Below are 17,323 nucleotides of genomic sequence, written 5' to 3' on the forward strand. Positions count from 1 at the left end.
AATGCTTGGTTAGCGCCTAGTCCTCACCCGTACACAAACTCCCCGCCATCCAGATTCGTCTTCGGGATCTCGTCCTTTTCGGTCCAGTAATCCTGGCTGTGCTGCCATTCCGGCTTGTCGCCGCGCTTGGGCAGCAGGTCCATGTTGCGCATCATGTAGCCGGGATTGAAGTTTTCCGGATCGATCCAGGGCAGGATCGGCATGTTGTGGTCTTCGGCGCGTAACTTGACCTCGACCTTCTTCTTGCCTTTGGCCTTCATGTGACCGAGCAGGCGGCAGACGAAGTCAGCGACGAGATCGACGCGCAGCGTCCAGCTGGCGCGGAAATAGCCGAAGACCCAGACCATGTTCGGCACGCCCGTGAACATCATGCCGCGATAGGTGACGGTGTCGCCGAAAGCGAGCGGCTTGCCGTCGACCTCGAAGGCGATGTCGCCGAGCGCCGCGAGATTGAAGCCGGTTGCGGTGACGATGACGTCGGCCTCAAGCAGCTTGCCGGATTTGAGCTGGATGCCGTTCTCAACGAAGAACTCGATCTCGTCGGTGACGACGGACGCCTTGCCGCTGGCGATGCCCTTGAACAGATCGGCATCGGGCACGAAGGCGATGCGCTGCCGCCACGGCCGGTAGCTCGGCGTGAAATGCGTGTCGACATCGTACTCCGGACCGAGCACTGCGCTGATCTGCCCGATCAGCTCCTTTTTCACCTGCTCGGGTTTTGACAAGCAAAGCTTGGTGAACGCGTCCTGCTCGAACAGGATCTTGCGGCGAACGATCTCGTGGATCCAGGCCTCGTCGACCTGCAGCCGGCGCAGCTCCTCCGCGATCTCGATGGCGTTGCGGCCGAGACGGAAATAGGTCGGCGAACGCTGCAGCATCGTGACATGCGCGCATTTGTCGGCAATGTTCGGCACCAGCGTCGCCGCCGTCGCGCCGGAGCCGATCACGACGACTTTCTTGTTCGCGAGGTCGATATCATCAGGCCAGGTCTGCGGATGAACGATGCGGCCCTTGAAGCGATCGGTACCTTTCCATTCCGGCGTATAGCCTTCCGAATGGCGGTAATAGCCCTGGCACATCCAGAGGAAGTTCGCAGTGAATGTTTTCGCTTCGCCGGTGTCGGTCGTCACCGCCTCGATAGTCCAGAGGTTTTGCTCGCTCGACCAGCTCGCCGAATTGATCTTGTGCTTGTAGCGGATATGCCGCGCGATATCGTTTTCGTCGATCACCTCGTTCATGTAGGCGAGGATTTCCTCGGCGGTCGCGATCGGCGGCCCGACCCAGGGCTTGAAGCTATAACCGAAGGTGTGGAGATCGCTGTCGGAGCGGATGCCGGGATAGCGATGCGTGGTCCACGTGCCGCCGAACGTCGCCTGCGTTTCCAGGATGACGAAGCTCGCACCCGGAAGCTGCTTGGTCATGTGATAGGCGCTGCCGATGCCCGAGATGCCGGCGCCGACGATCAGCACGTCGAAATGTTCAGAAGCCTGTTTGGCCGTGGCGTGACTGCGAACAGCGACATTCATTGTTGCTTCTATGCCTTGCTTGTTTTTGTGGCCGCCCTTGGTTGGGCGGCGCGTTTCCTCCGCGACGGACATGGTCGCCCATCGCGCTTCCGCTTCAAGATGACATAGATCGGGTCGCGGTCAAATCACAGCGCCGCACCCCAGCTCCGCGCGGTCTGCAAGATCCAGTCGCGATAGAGCGTGAGCGGCGTAACACCGGTCAGCCCGCCGCAGCCGGCGGCTCCGTTCGGCCCCGTGGACCAGCTGATGACGCCGACGAGCACGGATCCGGTCGGCTTGTCCTCGAACACGGGACCGCCGGAATCGCCGGTGCAGGCGCCAATTCCGTCGCGAACACCGTTGGTTACGGGGTCGACCAGCCGGATCTGGAGCGTGCCGGGCTGACCCGTCGCGACGAGGCCGGCAACACGCGTCGCGCCGCCACTCTTGCCCTCGCCACGCACGGTGACGCCGATACCGGCGACGACGAAGCGGCTGCCGACTTGGATCGGAATATTCGGCGCGCCGACGGGCACCGTCGATTTTCCCTTGAGTGGAATTTCCAGCTGCAGCAGCGCCACGTCGGCGGTAGCGCGATGCGCTTGCATTGCCTGCATGTTGAAATTCGGATGGATCGCGACGGTGCGGACATTCAGCAGTTGCGGCTGCCCGTCGGTGCCGCGATCGACGATCTTGTAGTCCGCGCCGGGTTGCACGCAGTGGGCGACGGTAAGCACCAGCTTTGGCGCAACGAGGGTGCCGGTACAGAAATTGCCGCGCGAGCCGACGATCGTGACGACGGCGCGCGCGACGCCATCGGCCTGGGGCGTGCCGCCACCAACGATGGCATAAGCGGGCGTGGCGAGCGGCAGCGCGATCGCAATGAGGGTTACGAGCTTCTTCATGGGAACACGCTTTGGTGTTGGCGTCGGTGACAGCATTAGGATGGCTTCGGACTGGCCCTTGCCGATAGCGCATGCTAGCGCTCTTGGAAAGGAATTGACGAGGGCGGGATCTTGACGATCGAGGCTGTGATCTTTGATTTTGGTGGCGTGCTGACGAGTTCGCCGTTTGAAGCGTTCACGCGGTTCGAGACAGAGCGTGGCCTGCCCATCGACATCATCCGGCGCACCAATGCCGCCAATCATCTGGAAAATGCCTGGGCCAAGTTCGAGCGCGCCGAGGTCGATATCGACACGTTCGACAGACTGTTCGCGACGGAATCGCTGGCGCTCGGCGCGGAGGTGCGCGGCCGCGACGTGCTGCCGCTGCTTCAGGGCGATCTGCGCCCCGAGATGGTCGAAGCGTTGAAGCGCATCAAGGCGCAATTCAAGACCGGCTGCATTACCAACAATCTGCCGGCCAATGCGATCGGCAGCATGACCGGGCGCTCACTCTATGTCGCCGAGGTGATGGTGCTGTTCGACCATGTCATCGAGTCCGCCAAAATCGGCCTGCGCAAGCCCGACCCGCGCATCTATCAGCTGATGGTCGAAACGCTGAAGGTCGATCCGAAGAATTGCGTCTATCTCGACGATCTCGGCGTCAATCTGAAGCCGGCACGCGAGATGGGCATGACGACGATCAAGGTCACCAGCGGCGCCCAGGCGATCGCCGGGCTCGAGGCCGCGACGGGATTGAAGCTGAGCTAGAGCGTCATTCTCCGTCATTGCGAGCTATCGCCGAGCCAGAACTACTCCGCCGCAGCTGCGATCCGCTCCGGAAACGCCGCGGCAAGTGAGGCGCGATCGGGCTTCAGCACGCCGCGCTCGGTGATGAGGCCGGTGATGAGCCGTGCCGGGGTCACGTCGAAGGCATAGTTCGCGACCGGCGAGCCCTCCGGCACGATGCGCACGGTCTCAAGCCTTCCGTCCGCGGTGCGGCCGGTCATGTCGGTGACTTCCGTGCCGCTGCGCTGCTCGATCGGGATGTCGCGGATGCCGTCATCAACGGCGAAATCGATCGTCGGCGACGGCAGCGCGACATAGAACGGCACATTATTGTCGTGAGCGGCGAGCGCCTTCAAATATGTGCCGATCTTGTTGCAGACATCGCCATTGGCGGCAACGCGATCGGTGCCGACGATGGCGAGATCGACCATGCCGTGCTGCATCAGATGCCCGCCGGTGTTGTCCGGAATCACCGTATGCGCCACGCCGTGATGGCCAAGCTCCCAGGCCGTGAGCGAGGCGCCCTGGTTGCGCGGCCGCGTCTCGTCGACCCAGACGTGGATCTTGATGCCGCGCTCGTGCGCCAGATAGATCGGCGCCGTCGCCGTGCCCCAGTCGACGGTCGCAAGCCAGCCGGCATTGCAATGGGTCAGCACATTGACGGTCTCGCCCGGCTTCTTCCTTGCGACGATCGCCTCGATGAGTTTCAGGCCGTTGCCGGCGATGCCGCGGTTGATCTCGACGTCCTGCTCGACGATCTCGTCGGCGCGCGCATAGGCGGCCTCCGCGCGCTCCAGTGCATCGATCGGCGCGAGGCTCGCGCGCATCTCGTCCAGGGCCCATTTCAGATTGATCGCGGTCGGCCGCGCCACCACGAGCGTGTCGTAGGCGCGCTTCAGGCCGGCGTCGGAAGCGTCCTCGCGCATCGCCAGCGCCATGCCGTAAGCTGCGGTCGCGCCGATCAGTGGCGCACCGCGCACCAGCATGTCGCGGATGGCGAGGGCCGCGTCCTCGCATGAGGTCAGCTTCGCAACGATGAACTCATGCGGCAGCCGGCGCTGGTCGATCGCTCCGACCGACCAGCCGTCGCGCTCACGCCAGATGCTGCGGAAATGCTTGCCGTCGACCTTCATGGGATTCTGCCTTTCGTATCACGTTCGCAGGATGCGCCCGGCCACCGCGTCGAGCTTCTTCAAGAGCTCGGGATCGCGCGCCTCGGGCGCGGTGATCAGCGCGGTATCGAGCGCGCGGTCCGAGCCGATCGGGCACGGCTCATGCTCGCGCGGGAAGTCTTTCGCCAGCCGCGCCACCAGCGCTTTTGCCTTGTCGGCGTTCGAGCTCAGAACGCGGATGATGTCCTGCACGGTGACGGCGTCGTGATCAGGATGCCAGCAATCGAAATCCGTCACCATCGCGACGGTGGCGTAGCAAAGCTCCGCCTCACGCGCGAGTTTCGCCTCGGGCATGTTGGTCATGCCGATTACGGAATAGCCAAGCGTCTTGTAGGTCATGCTTTCCGCATAGGTCGAGAATTGCGGTCCCTCCATGCAGACATAGGTGCCGCCGCGCGCAAACGCGATGCCCTCGGCTTCGGCCGCCGTGGCAAGGTGGATGCGCAGCCGCGGCGAGACCGGGTGCGCCATCGACACATGCGCGACGCATCCCCTCCCGAAGAACGAGCTCTCGCGTTTGTGGGTACGATCGACGAACTGGTCGACGAGAACGAAGGTTCCCGGCGGCAGTTCCTCCCTGAACGAGCCGCAGGCCGACAGCGAGATCAGGTCTGTGACCCCTGCGCGCTTGAGGACGTCGATATTGGCGCGATAATTGATGTCGGAGGGCGACAGCCGGTGGCCCTTGTCGTGGCGCGGCAGGAACACGATCGGCAGGCCGGCAATCGAGCCGCGCCGCAGGGGTGCCGACGGTTCACCCCAGGGACTCCTGATCACCTCTTCGCGAGCGTCCTCCAGCCCCGGCAGATCGTAGATGCCGGAGCCGCCGATGATGCCCAATACCGCCTGCGTCATGCCTGCTCCACCCCGTTCGCGCCATCGCGATTCCGTGGAGAAGCTATGCCAGTTTTACGTCGGTTTTGGAACGGGTGATGGGGTCAAGAGGTGCCGTCAGGAGAACGCGCGCCAGCACTCCCGGCTATGCCGCGGCCGCCGACCGCAGCTGGGTCGCGACCATGCGCTCCAGCGTCTCGACGGACTGGAAGTTCTCCGGTGTGATCTCGACCTGGGGAATCGTGAAGTCGAATTCGGCTTCGACGCCGAGCATCAGATTGACCATGTCCATCGAGGTCAGGCCGACGTCGACGAGCTTGGCCTGCGGCGTGACCTCAGCGGAGAGCGAGTTCTGCGCGAGGATGCCCTTCACCAGCTTGATGATGCGATTGCGCAACTCGGTATCGAAAGCCTGCATCGGTAAATTCCCATCTGTCGACAAAGGTCGGACCGGTTGCCGGCTACGATGGGCACGGCGGGCCGATCCCGCAATGGACGCCACCATTACTTCGCGTTTCTTAGTAAACGATGACTCAGATTGTTGGATTTCCGGCTTCTTACAGATCCCTAACGCGATCGCGGAAATCCGGACGAGGCAAACAACCCGAACTTAACTGTTCGTTCGGAATTGGGCTTTGTTTACCCTCTATTTCATCGACGAATTTGAATTAAATCCGTAGCCTCATCTCATAAGCAAAGATGGTCGAAGGAATCGCTCAAGCGGCATCGCGAATGATGCCGGCGATCCTGAACGGCAAACCGGAGGCGGACGATATGAACGTGCGTGAAGCAGTCCTCACTGTCGACGAGACGCAGACGAGCTTTCTCGAGCATGGTCCCTCTCTCATTGAGCGCGCCGCCCGCACCGCCACCGTGGCGGCTGCCGACGCAGACGGGGTCGATCGCGATGCCCGCTTCCCCCACAAGGCTTTCGAGGTTGCGCGTGAGCAGAAGCTGCTCGGCGTCATGATCCCGGCCGAGTTCGGCGGCTTCGGTGCCTCGATCCACGACGCCACCGACGTCTGCTACACGCTCGGACGCGCCTGCGCCTCCACGGCGATGATCTACGCCATGCACACCACGAAGGTCGCCTGCGTCGTCAGGCACGGCCACGGCATCCCCTGGATGGAAACCATGATGCGCCGGGTCGCACGCGACCAGTGGCTGCTCGCCTCCTCCACCACCGAAGGTCAGAACGGCGGCAACATCCGCGCTAGCGCCGCCGCCGTCGACGTCGCCGGCGACACTGTCTCGCTGCTGCGCGACGCCACCGTGATCTCCTACGGTGCCGAGGCCGACGGCCTCGTGACCATCGCCCGCCGCGCCACAGACGCTTCTGCGTCCGACCAGGTGCTGTTGGCGCTCGCCAGGGACGATTATTCGCTGAAGCGGACGCTGGGCTGGGAAACGCTCGGCATGCGCGGCACCTGCTCGACCGGTTTCGAGCTGAAGGTCGACTGCCCCACCGACCGCGTCTTCCCGGAATCCTACGACAAGATCCACGCCCAGACCATGACGCCGTTCGCGCATCTGTGCTGGTCCTCGGCCTGGGCTGGTATCGCTGCAGCCGCCGTTACCCGTGCGCAGGCCTTCGTCCGCAAGGCGGCCCGCACCTCGGGCGGACAGATGCCTCCGGCAGCCGCACATTTCACCGCCGCCAAGATGTCGCTGGCCAAGCTGCGGGCGCTGATATCGGCCAATATCGACGCCTTTGCTCTCGCCGAGCACGATGAACGCGCGCTCGGCTCGCTCGACTTCCAGTCTTCGATCACGCTTCTGAAGGTGCAGGCCTCGGAGCTCGCGGTCGAGACCGTGATGCATGCGATGCGCACCGCAGGCCTTTCCGGCTACCGCAATGACGGCGAGTTCACGATGGGCCGCCACCTGCGCGACGTGCTGTCGTCGCCGATCATGATCAACAACGACCGCATTCTGGCCAATGCCGCAACATCGACCCTGATGAGCGGCGTGCCGACAAGCCTTCGGGACTGACGAGCTTTCGAGACCGACGTGCCTTCGTTCAATAAGAATAATTTCAGATAGCAGGAAGCCGACAATGAACATTGCTGTTCTCCCCAACTCGCCTGAGACCGCGCCGCAGATCGCGGATCCGCTCGATCATCTCGCCGATAAGCTCTTTCATCCGATGGGCTCGGACGGCGTCTACGCCCGCACCGCGCTTTATGAGGGCATCGTCGAGCGGCTCGCCGCGCTGATCACGAGCCATCGCGAGGCCGGCACTGAGGTGATGCGCTTCCCGCCGGTGATGAGCCGATCTCAGCTTGAGAAGTCCGGCTACCTGAAGAGCTTTCCGAACCTGCTCGGCTGCGTCTGCAGCCTGCACGGCACCGAGCGCGAGATCAACGCCGCGGTAAGCCGCTTCGACGCCGGCGGTGACTGGACCAGCTCGCTCTCGCCGGCAGACCTCGTGCTGTCGCCGGCGGCCTGCTATCCCGTCTATCCGATCGCGGCGAGCCGCGGCCAGTTGCCGAAGGGTGGCCTGCGCTTCGACGTCGCCGCCGACTGCTTCCGCCGTGAACCGTCAAAACATCTCGACCGGCTGCAATCGTTCCGGATGCGGGAATATGTCTGCATCGGAAGCCCCGATGACGTGGCCGATTTCCGCGAGCGCTGGATGGTGCGCGCGCAGGCGATTGCGACCGATCTCGGTCTCACCTTCCGCGTCGACTATGCCAGCGATCCGTTCTTCGGCCGCGTCGGTCAGATGAAGGCCGTGAGCCAGAAGCAGCAGCAGCTCAAGTTCGAACTGCTGATCCCGCTGCGCTCGGAAGAGCAGCCGACCGCCTGCATGAGCTTCAATTATCACCGCGAGCATTTCGGCACGACGTGGGACATCAAGGACGCCAATGGCGAGCCGGCCCACACCGGCTGCGTCGCTTTCGGCATGGACCGGCTGGCGGTCGCCATGTTCCACACCCACGGCACCGACCCTTCCGCCTGGCCCGCCAAGGTGCGGGAGATCATGGGCCTGCAGCCGCAGATCGCGGCCGATGCCCACGGCGAAGGCTGGCGCTAACGGAACGAGGCCGGTCATTTCCACGGGAAAGACGAGCGTGATCCACACCAAGGTCCGATGCCGCGAGATCACCGAGTCCGACGTCGATGCGGTCGCGGACTTGCTGACGCGCGGCTTCGTCGGGCGCTCGCGCGGCTATTGGATCCAAGGCCTGCGCCGGCAAGCCTTCCGACCGGTACCGGATGGCTACCCGCGCTTCGGCTACATGCTCGACAATGACGGCACGCCGGTCGGCGTGCTGCTGCTGATCTACACGGCGCGGAGGGACGGCGATGAGACCGCCATCCAGTGCAATTTGTCGAGCTGGTACGTCGATCCGGCCTACCGCAACTACGCCCCGCTCCTGACCAAGATCGCGCAGCGGCACAAGGACGTCACCTATCTCAACATCAGCCCGGCGCCGTGGACCTGGCCGATTATCGAGACGCAGGGCTTTCGCGCCTATTGCAGGGGTATATTCTTCTCCGTGCCTGCGCTGGCGCGCGTCCCACGCTGGAGCAAGATCGAGGTCATCTCGCAGCACGCCAAAACGATCGACGGGCTTTCCGATGCCGAGACCGAGCTCTTGACGCGGCATGCGCGCTACAATTGCCTCAGCCTCGTCTGCCGCACGCCGAAGGGAGCGTTCCCCTTCATCCTGCAACCGGTGCGCATCCGCCGTGGCATCATTGCGCCGCCCGCGATGAAGCTGATCTACTGCCGCAACGCGGCCGAGTACACCGAATGCGCGGGCCGCATCGGCCGGCTGCTGCTGCGGCTCGGCAAGATCGCGGTCGCCGTCGATTCCAACGGCTCCGTTCCCGGCCTCGTCGGCATCTACACCGAGCGTCGCGGCCGCAAATATTTCAAGGGCCCGCACCGGCCGCAGCTCGCCGATCTCACGGATACGGAACTCGTGCTGTACGGGCCGTAGGCCCGTTTGGACCAGACATTCGATGTCCATCCGGGCCTAAGGCGCAATTGCGCAGGCCGACCGGCGCGACGCTACCTTGCACCCCCCTCCACATTGGCAGCATCTCTGCATCACGGTCACCCTCCGTAAACTACGGCGCTTAAGGGAATTTTCCCGCCTGTTCGCTAGCCTCGGCGGCTGAATTGCCCTGCGTTAAGTCTATTGCCCGCCGAGACCCCGCCGCCCCATGACGTCGATCCGCGACAACGAGCTTGATGCACGCCGCGAGCAGGGCCCGAAGGCCCTGGTCGGGCTGAGCCAGCTTGCACTCGACCACATGGAACAGGGTGTCTGCGTCTACGATGCCGGCAACCGGATCGTGCTGGTCAATCAGCGCTATCTCAGCCTGTTCAACATGTCGGCCGAAATCGTGCGGGTCGGCACGAGCTACCGCGACGTGCTCGCCCACAGTGTGGCCCTCGGCAACATCCCCGCGGGGGAAGTCGACGCACTCTATGCCGCGCGCCTGGCGCGGATCGCAGCCGGCCAGCCGTTCCGGACTCAACAGACACTCGCGAGCGGCCTCGTCATGGCGCTCGAGCTGAAGCCGCTTCCCGGCGGCGGCTGAATGACGATCTGCGACGACGTCAGCCGCCTCGCCCGGCTCGAGGCGGAGCTGCGCGTGCAGACCGAGCGCAGCCAGCACGCGCTCGCCAACATGGCGCACGGCTTGATCATGTACGATGCCGACAGCCGCGTCGTCGTCTGCAAGGAACGTTTCCTGAATCTCTATAACCTCGACCCGGAAATCGTGAAGCCGGGCGTCTCGCATTGTACGGTCATCGAGCATTGGATGTCGCGCGGCAACCTGCCGGGCATGCCGGGCGAGGAATTCCACGACACCAGGCTGGAGGACGTGCGCACCAGGAAGGAGAAAACCCTGCTGGTGATGCGCTATGACGGAAGGATGGTGCAGGTGGTTTCCCGTTTTCTGCCCGACGGCGGCTGGGTGACGGTGCACGAAGACGTCACCGAGCGGCTGCAATACGAGGAGATGCTGAGGCACCAGAACTTCATGCTCGATGCGGCGTTGGAGAACATGGCGCACGGACTCGCCTTCTACGACAGCGAGATGCGCCTGCGCGTCTGCAACACCACCTACCGGAAGATCTATCGGCTCTCGCCGGAGGAAGCCAAGCCGGGCACGCATCTCGGCGAACTGATCGAACGCTCGATGGCAAACGGCGCGTTCTCTTCCGAGTATAGCCCGCGACACCTCCTGGAGGCCGCCAGCGCAAGGATCGCCGACCGCAACTCCTCGCCGATACGCCGACGGATGTCGAACGGCACCACGATCTCGGTGCGCTATTGCGCCCTGGCCGAGGGTGGTTTTGTGGCCACCTACGAGGACATCACCGAGCGCGAGCACGCAGTCGAGCAGTTGAGCGAGCAGTATCGGCGGTTCGACGCGGCCCTGAACAACATGAGCCAGGGCCTGTGCATGCTCGATTCGAGCTTGCGCGTCATCGTCTGCAATCGGCGCTACATCGAGATGTACGGACTGTCGCCCGAATTGGTGAAGCCGGGTGTGTCGATGCGCGAGATCATGGAGCACAGCTGCGAGCTCGGCATCCATCCAAACACCACCGCCGCGCGGCTCTATGCCGACTATGTCGAGAGGCTGCGCGAGGGCGAGCACACACTGCACCGCTATTTGGGCGACGGCCGCATCATCAAGCTCAATCACAAGCGAATGGAGCATGGCGGCTGGGTCGTCACCTATGAGGACGTTACCGAGCGCCACAAGGCCCAGGCCCGCGTTGCGCATATGGCGCGGCACGATTCGCTCACCGACCTGCCCAACCGCACGCTGTTCCGCGAGAAGATGGGCGAGGGGCTGAACCAGGTCGCAATCGCAGGTGGCGCGATGGCCGTGCTGTGCTTCGACCTCGATAATTTCAAGACCGTCAACGACCGCCTCGGACACGCGGCCGGCGACCGGCTGTTGCGCTGGGTCGCGGCGCGGCTGCAGGAGAATGTCGGCGAGCACGACACCGTCGCGCGGCTCGGTGACGACGAGTTCGCGGTTCTCCAGCGCGGACCGCAGCCGCAATCGGCGGAAAGGCTCGCACGCCGCCTGGTGGAGATCATCGGTCACCCGCCGCCGCTGGAGAACCAGTCGATCCATGTCGGCGTCTCCGTCGGCATCGCAATCGCTCCCGATCACGGGCTCGATGCCGACGAGCTGATGAAATGCGCCGACCTCGCGCTGTACCAGGCCAAGGCCAAGGGGCGCGGCGCCTATCAGCTGTTCGAGCCCAAAATGGAGGAAGAGGCGCGCAGCCGGCACGCGCTCGAGCACGATCTGCGCGGCGCGCTGGAGGCCCGTGAATTCCACCTGGCGTTCCAACCGCAGGTGCGGCTCGACACCACCGAACTTACCGGCTTCGAGGCGCTGCTGCGCTGGAAACATCCCTCGCGCGGCCTCGTCCCGCCGGCCGAATTCATTCCGATTGCGGAAGAGAACGGGCTGATCGTTCCGATCGGAGAGTGGGTGCTGCGCACAGCCTGCGCGACCGCCGCGACCTGGCCCGATCTCACGGTCGCGGTGAACCTGTCCCCGGTGCAATTCCGCTCGCGCGGGCTGGTGACGATGGTGACGAGCGCGCTTGCGGAGGCCGGCTTGCCGCCGCATCGGCTCGAGCTCGAGGTCACCGAGACGGCTCTGCTCGACGACAGCGAGGCCACGATCGAGATCCTGCACCAGCTCCGCGCGTTGGGAGTGCGCGTCAGCCTCGACGATTTCGGCGTCGGTTATTCTTCGCTGAGCTATTTGCGCAAGTTTCCGTTCGACCGCATCAAGATCGACCGCTCCTTTGTCGGCACGCTCGGCGAAAGTCCGGAGAGTGTGGCGATCGTCCGCACCATCGCCAGCCTCGGCTCGGTGCTCGGCGTCGAGACCACGGCGGAAGGCGTGGAGACGATTGAACAACTCGACTTCGTTCGCGAATGCGGCTGCACCGCCGTTCAGGGATATTATTTCGGCAAGCCCTGCCCGGCCGCGGAAGTCGGACGCATGATCGAGACGCTGAGCGCAGTCCGCCGCGTGGCGTAAGGGCTCAGCCGAAGCCAATTCCGTATCTCGGTACGCCTCCAAACGACCAATTGTCGCACGTGCGCTTTTCGGCGAGATCACCGTATCGCGCCCGCGCAATGCGCTTTTCTTCTCCCATGATTTCGGGGACAATCCCGTCATAACAATGAGAAACGGCGGCCCGAACGAGGCCACCGCGAGGGAGGAGTTTCGATGTCTCGATACGGGCTGAAGACCTTTGCCATTGCCGCCATGCATGCCGTCGTGAGCGCGCTGCTCGCAACCGCCGCGGGTGCACAGGATTATCCCATCAAACCGGTAACGCTGATCGTTCCATGGCCGGCCGGCGGATCGACCGACATCTCGATGCGCGCGATCGCCGACAGCGCGTCCAAGGTCCTGGGGCAGCCCATCGTGATCGACAACAAAGCCGGTGGCGGCGGCACGGTTGGACCAGCCACCATGGCCGCGGCTGCGAAGCCGGACGGCTACACCATCTCACAGCTTCCGATCACCGTCTTCCGCCTGCCCCCGATGCAGGAGGTCTCGTGGGATCCGGCAAAGGATTTTACCTACATCATACATCTCACCGGCTACACCTTTGGCGTAACCACCAGCGCGGAGTCGCAATTCAAGTCCTGGAAAGACGTGGTCGGGTTCGCGAAGGCAAATCCGGGCAAGGTGACCTACGCGACGCCCGGCACCGGCACCTCGCTTCATATCGGCATGGAGCAGATCGCCGCGATGTCCGGCATCAAGCTCACGCAGGTGCCGTTCAAGGGCGGGGCAGAGACCAACGCCGCGGTACTCGGCCAGCACACCATGCTGCAGGCCGACTCCACAGGTTGGCGACCCTTGGTCGACGCCGGAAAGCTGAAGCTTCTCATGGTGTGGACCGGCGCGCGATCACCGAACTATCCTGACGTGCCGACGCTGAAGGAACTCGGCTATCCCATGGTCTATGATTCCCCGTTCGGCATCGCCGGCCCCAAGGGCATGGATCCCAAGATCGTCGCCAAGCTGCACGACGCCTTCAAGAAGGCAGTCGAGGATCCCGCAGTGATTGCCACGCTCGCCAAATACGACATGGTGCCGAGCTACAAGAATACCGAGGACTACAAGAAGTTCGTCGTCGAGGTTACGGAATCGGAGCGCAAGGTGATCGATACGCTCGGGCTTGCGAAGAAGTAGTATTGAGCCACTTTCGTGTTCCGGGCGTGGTGCAGCGCTTCTCCAGCGCTGCACCACAGAGCCGGGATCTACCTTTGCCACGCATCTATCGATCCCGGATCTGCAGCGCACCGCTTCGCGCCGCATAGCGTCCCGGCACGGCCGAGAGGTATTGATGAACGACCAAACCACCGTCAAACTCCGCCTCAACAACTCCGAACTCTGGGGTGGGTTGATCGGGCTCGCACTCGGCGGCTTCGTGATCTGGCAAGGCTTAAAGCTCAAGCTCGGCACCATCAACGACCCTGGCTCCGGCTACGTGCTTTTCTACACGGGCATCCTGATGTGCGTGTTCGCGGCCAGCATTATCATCTCGGCCATCACCGAGGGCGGACCAACGCTGGCTTCGCGCTGGCAGAACGTGAGCTGGAGCAAGCCGTTACTCGTCATCGTCTGCCTTACCGCGTTTTCCTTTGCCCTTGAGCCGCTGGGATTCCTGCTGTCATCGATCCCGCTCATGCTGCTTTTGTTGCGCTTGATCGATCCCTTGCGGTGGACATTGGCGATGCCGATCGCCGCTCTGGCACCGCTCGGCATGTGGTGGATGCTCAAGCGACTGCTGCTGATCCAGTTACCCTCCGGCCTATTCGGGATCGGCTGATCGCATGGATACGCTTCTCAACGTCGCGCATGGGTTTGGCGTCGCTCTCCTGCCGATCAACCTGCTCTACTGCTTCATCGGCGTCTTCATCGGCACGCTGGTCGGCGTGCTGCCGGGCATCGGGCCGATCTCGGCGATGTCTCTGTTGCTTCCGGTGACACTGTCAGGAACGCCGGAATCCGGCATCATCATGATGGCGGGAATCTATTACGGCTCGATGTATGGCGGCTCGACGACCTCAATCCTGGTCAACATTCCCGGCGAGGCGGCTTCCGTCGTGACCTGTATTGACGGCCACCAGATGGCGAAGCAGGGTCGTGCCGGCCCCGCGCTGGGCATCTCAGCCTTCGGCTCGTTCATCGCCGGCACATTTTCACTCGTTGCACTGATGCTGGTGGCGCCTCGGCTCGCCAACATCGCCATCGCGTTCGGCCCTGCCGAATATTTCAGCCTGATGGTGCTCGGCCTCGTCGTGCTCACCTTCCTCACGCAGGGATCGATGCCGAAAGCGCTTCTGATGGCATGTATCGGCGTCGTGCTCGGACTGATCGGGCTCGACAGCATCACCGCGCAGCCGCGGCTGACATTCGGCCGCATGGAGCTGATCGACGGCATAGGACTGGTCCCCGTCGTGATGGGCCTGTTCGGCGTCGCCGAGGTGCTGCTCAATACCGAGCAGGTGATCAAACGCGACATCATCAACGCCAAAATCACGCAGCTGCTGCCCAACAAGGCCGATTGGCAGGCGAGCGCCGGCCCGGTGGCGCGCGGCACGTTACTTGGCTTGCTGCTCGGCATTCTCCCGGGCGGCGGCGCGGTGGTGGCCTCGTTCGCGTCCTATGCGCTGGAGAAGCGGCTGTCGAAGACGCCGGAGCGCTTCGGCCATGGCGCAATCGAGGGCGTAGCGGGTCCCGAATCCGCCAACAACGCGGCGGCCGGCGGCGCGTTCATTCCGCTGATGACCTTGGGCATCCCGCCGAATGTGGTGATGGCACTGCTGCTCGGCGCCTTCGTCATCCACGGCCTGCAACCGGGGCCGCTACTGATCACGCAAAACCCCGGCCTGTTCTGGGGCATCGTCGCCAGCATGTATATCGGCAACGTCATGCTGCTGATCCTCAATCTGCCGCTGATCGGCATGTGGGTGCAGCTGCTCAAGTTGCCCTACAACATCCTGTTCCCGCTGATTATCCTGTTCACGATCCTGGGCGTTTACTGCTCGAGCAACAATGTGTTCGACGTCTACGTGATGATCGCGTTCGGGATCATCGGCTATTTCATGCGCAAGCTCGGCTTCGAGCCCGCGCCGCTGGTGCTGGCGTTCGTGCTGGGACCGATGATGGAGAACAATCTGCGCAAGTCGCTGATCCTGTCGCAGGGCGACCTCTGGACCTTCGTGCAGCGGCCGATCTCGGCAGCGTGTCTTGCGCTCGCGCTGGTGCTACTGATGGCGCCGCTATTACCCGCGCTGCGTAAGAAGCGCGAGCTCGTGGCGCTGGATGAGGGCGCGTGAGGGATTGGCAGGTGTCTCAGCCTGCCGCGGGCAGCACGTTATCCGGCGGCGCGCCCCAGGGGCGGTCGGCTGAGGCGAGCCCGATCAGGCGGCCCTGGATGTAGTCGCAGCCCCAGTCGCGCAGCATGTTCGCAGCTTCTTCGTCCTGCACCCATTCGGCCACCGTCTTGATGTCGAGGCGGCGGGCGAGGTCGATCAGGGTCTGCACGAAGGCGCGGTCGTCGGCGGAACGGGTGATGTTCTGCACGAAGGCACCGTCGATCTTCACGATGTCCACGCCCAGCTTGCGCAGATTGCGGAACGAGGTGTAGCCGGCGCCGAAATCGTCGATGGCGATGCGGCTGCCGAAATTCTTCAGCCGGGTGACGAAGCCGCGCACATCGTCGATGTCCTGGATCGCGACGGTTTCGGTGATCTCGACGATCAGCCGCTCGGCAACGCCGGGATGGGCACGCATCAGCGATTCGATTCCCGCCCACCAATCCGGATCCATGGTGGTGTCGGGCGAGATGTTGAGGCTGAGGCAGATGTCCGGCGCGGCCGCGAGCTCGGCGACCACGAGCTCGAGCACCCGGTGATCGACCAGGCGGATCAGGCCGAGGCGTTCCGCAACCGGCACGATGTCGGGCGCGAGCAGCACCTGGCCGTCGCCCTGGTCCATCCGCACCAGGCATTCGTGAAAGGCGCAGTCGCGCGAAAGGGCGGCAACTACCGGCTCATAGGCAAGCTTGATGCGGCGCTCATTCAGTGCGGTGACGATCTCGTCGGTGACGCGGATGTTGACGCGGCGCTGGGCGTCGCGCGCGGCATCCGGGCGCCAGGCTGCGAACGAGCCGACGCGGCGTTGTTTCGCGGTGTCCAGGGTCTCGTGGGCGCGATTGACGGCTTCATCGGCGTTGCGGGCATAGCGCGGCACGCTGACCGCGCCGATCGAGGCGGTGACCGACACCGGTCCGGATTTGGTCGGCACCACCTCGTCGCGAATGCCGGCGAGGAAACGTTCGGCAGCCACGTTCATGTCATCGACGGTGCAGTTCTTCAGGATCAGGCCGAACTTGTTGCCGGAGAAGCGGCCGAGCACGTCGCCGCCGCGCAAGCGCGCGCGAATGCGCGTGGCGACGTCGAGGATCACGGCGTCGGCAACGTCGAAGCCGAAGGCCTCGTTGACACGCGCGAGATGATCGATGCCGACCAGCATGAAGGCCGCGGTCGAGCGGAAACGGGTCGTCTCCTCGATGGCCTCGGCCAGCGCGGCGATCAGATGCGAGCGATTGAGCTCGCCGGTCAGCGGATCGAGCCGGGCCAGCTTCGTCAGTTCCTCGTCGCGGGCATGGCGTTCATTGTTGATGCGGACGGAGCCGATCGCACGCACCGGGCGACCGTCGGGGCCGGCGAACCAGCGGCCGGTCTCCTCGATCCAGACCATGGGATCGGCGGCGCTCATGCGCACGCCGTACTCGACCCGGTAGGGCGTGCCGTCGGCGCCATGCACGGCTGAGGTCTGCGCCAGCGCGGCGGTCCGCATTGATTGCGCGGGCTCGATCAGCCTGGCGAATTCGGCGCCGGTGGCCAGCCGTTCGGCGGGAATTCCGGGAAAGATGGCGCTGACCTGCTCACCCCAGACGATGGCATCGCTGGCGATGTCCCAGGCGAACACGGCCTGGCCGAGGGCAGCCAGGATGTCGGAGGCTTGCGGCAATGCGGGGGTCAAAATCGCCTCGTTTCGGGACAGCGGGGAGTCCTGAGCCGGCACAGGATAAAGCCAGATTCGCCAT

General features: G+C 63.9%; 15 protein-coding genes. 9 read left to right on the forward strand and 6 right to left on the reverse strand.

The annotated features are described in order from the left end of the window. Nucleotides 1–23: 23 nt before the first annotated feature. Nucleotides 24–1,526 carry an NAD(P)/FAD-dependent oxidoreductase gene (locus tag IVB36_RS30150; RefSeq protein ID WP_204513110.1) on the reverse strand — a complete coding sequence of 501 codons (1,503 nt, stop codon included), beginning with the start codon at nucleotides 1,524–1,526 and terminating at the stop codon, nucleotides 24–26. A gap of 125 nt (nucleotides 1,527–1,651) precedes the next feature. After that, nucleotides 1,652–2,410: a trypsin-like serine protease gene (locus IVB36_RS30155; protein WP_018455937.1), complete on the reverse strand. Its 759-nt coding sequence runs from the start codon at nucleotides 2,408–2,410 to the stop codon at nucleotides 1,652–1,654. A gap of 111 nt (nucleotides 2,411–2,521) precedes the next feature. On the opposite strand from IVB36_RS30155, the gene IVB36_RS30160 reads away from it, so the two are divergent. Continuing rightward, complete coding sequence (locus IVB36_RS30160) at nucleotides 2,522–3,157, forward strand: HAD-IA family hydrolase (RefSeq protein ID WP_018455936.1); 636 nt, start codon at nucleotides 2,522–2,524, stop codon at nucleotides 3,155–3,157. Between the two features lie 41 nt (nucleotides 3,158–3,198). Here IVB36_RS30160 and mtnA read toward each other — a convergent pair whose 3' ends face one another. From mtnA to IVB36_RS30175, 3 genes are all read right to left on the reverse strand, one after another. Further along, nucleotides 3,199–4,308, reverse strand: a complete 1,110-nt coding sequence (gene mtnA / locus IVB36_RS30165; RefSeq protein ID WP_018455935.1) for an S-methyl-5-thioribose-1-phosphate isomerase — start codon at nucleotides 4,306–4,308, stop codon at nucleotides 3,199–3,201. An 18-nt stretch (nucleotides 4,309–4,326) separates the two neighbouring features. After that, complete coding sequence (locus IVB36_RS30170) at nucleotides 4,327–5,202, reverse strand: S-methyl-5'-thioadenosine phosphorylase (RefSeq protein ID WP_018455934.1); 876 nt, start codon at nucleotides 5,200–5,202, stop codon at nucleotides 4,327–4,329. A 124-nt stretch (nucleotides 5,203–5,326) separates the two neighbouring features. Then, complete coding sequence (locus IVB36_RS30175) at nucleotides 5,327–5,599, reverse strand: phosphopantetheine-binding protein (protein WP_018455933.1); 273 nt, start codon at nucleotides 5,597–5,599, stop codon at nucleotides 5,327–5,329. Nucleotides 5,600–5,955: 356 nt separating this feature from the next. On the opposite strand from IVB36_RS30175, the gene IVB36_RS30180 reads away from it, so the two are divergent. The 8 genes from IVB36_RS30180 to IVB36_RS30215 all read left to right on the forward strand — a co-directional run bounded on the left by IVB36_RS30180 (nucleotide 5,956) and on the right by IVB36_RS30215 (nucleotide 15,548). Beyond that, nucleotides 5,956–7,173 carry an acyl-CoA dehydrogenase family protein gene (locus IVB36_RS30180; RefSeq protein ID WP_026233057.1) on the forward strand — a complete coding sequence of 406 codons (1,218 nt, stop codon included), beginning with the start codon at nucleotides 5,956–5,958 and terminating at the stop codon, nucleotides 7,171–7,173. Nucleotides 7,174–7,237: 64 nt separating this feature from the next. Continuing rightward, nucleotides 7,238–8,218, forward strand: a complete 981-nt coding sequence (locus IVB36_RS30185) for an amino acid--[acyl-carrier-protein] ligase (RefSeq protein ID WP_018455931.1) — start codon at nucleotides 7,238–7,240, stop codon at nucleotides 8,216–8,218. Between the two features lie 37 nt (nucleotides 8,219–8,255). Further along, entirely contained in the window at nucleotides 8,256–9,131 is an 876-nt protein-coding gene (locus IVB36_RS30190) for a hypothetical protein (protein WP_026233056.1), read from the forward strand. Between the two features lie 226 nt (nucleotides 9,132–9,357). After that, nucleotides 9,358–9,738, forward strand: coding sequence for a PAS-domain containing protein (locus tag IVB36_RS30195; RefSeq protein ID WP_247394049.1), 381 nt, complete (start codon nucleotides 9,358–9,360; stop codon nucleotides 9,736–9,738). Beyond that, on the forward strand, nucleotides 9,739–12,225 hold the full coding sequence (locus IVB36_RS30200; RefSeq protein ID WP_247394051.1) for a PAS-domain containing protein: 2,487 nt from the start codon (nucleotides 9,739–9,741) through the stop codon (nucleotides 12,223–12,225). Nucleotides 12,226–12,417: 192 nt separating this feature from the next. Further along, nucleotides 12,418–13,395 carry a tripartite tricarboxylate transporter substrate binding protein gene (locus IVB36_RS30205; protein ID WP_247394053.1) on the forward strand — a complete coding sequence of 326 codons (978 nt, stop codon included), beginning with the start codon at nucleotides 12,418–12,420 and terminating at the stop codon, nucleotides 13,393–13,395. Between the two features lie 154 nt (nucleotides 13,396–13,549). Next, nucleotides 13,550–14,035, forward strand: coding sequence for a tripartite tricarboxylate transporter TctB family protein (locus tag IVB36_RS30210; protein ID WP_085349786.1), 486 nt, complete (start codon nucleotides 13,550–13,552; stop codon nucleotides 14,033–14,035). 4 nt (nucleotides 14,036–14,039) lie between these two features. Further along, a complete protein-coding gene (locus IVB36_RS30215) occupies nucleotides 14,040–15,548 on the forward strand; it encodes a tripartite tricarboxylate transporter permease (protein ID WP_018455927.1) in 1,509 nt (502 codons plus the stop codon). A gap of 16 nt (nucleotides 15,549–15,564) precedes the next feature. Here the strand turns inward: IVB36_RS30215 and IVB36_RS30220 are convergent, their stop codons facing one another. Beyond that, nucleotides 15,565–17,259, reverse strand: coding sequence for a bifunctional diguanylate cyclase/phosphodiesterase (locus IVB36_RS30220; protein ID WP_026233055.1), 1,695 nt, complete (start codon nucleotides 17,257–17,259; stop codon nucleotides 15,565–15,567). Nucleotides 17,260–17,323: the final 64 nt, after the last annotated feature.

Source organism: Bradyrhizobium sp. 35 (assembly GCF_023073215.1).
GTDB lineage: Bacteria > Pseudomonadota > Alphaproteobacteria > Rhizobiales > Xanthobacteraceae > Bradyrhizobium > Bradyrhizobium canariense_D.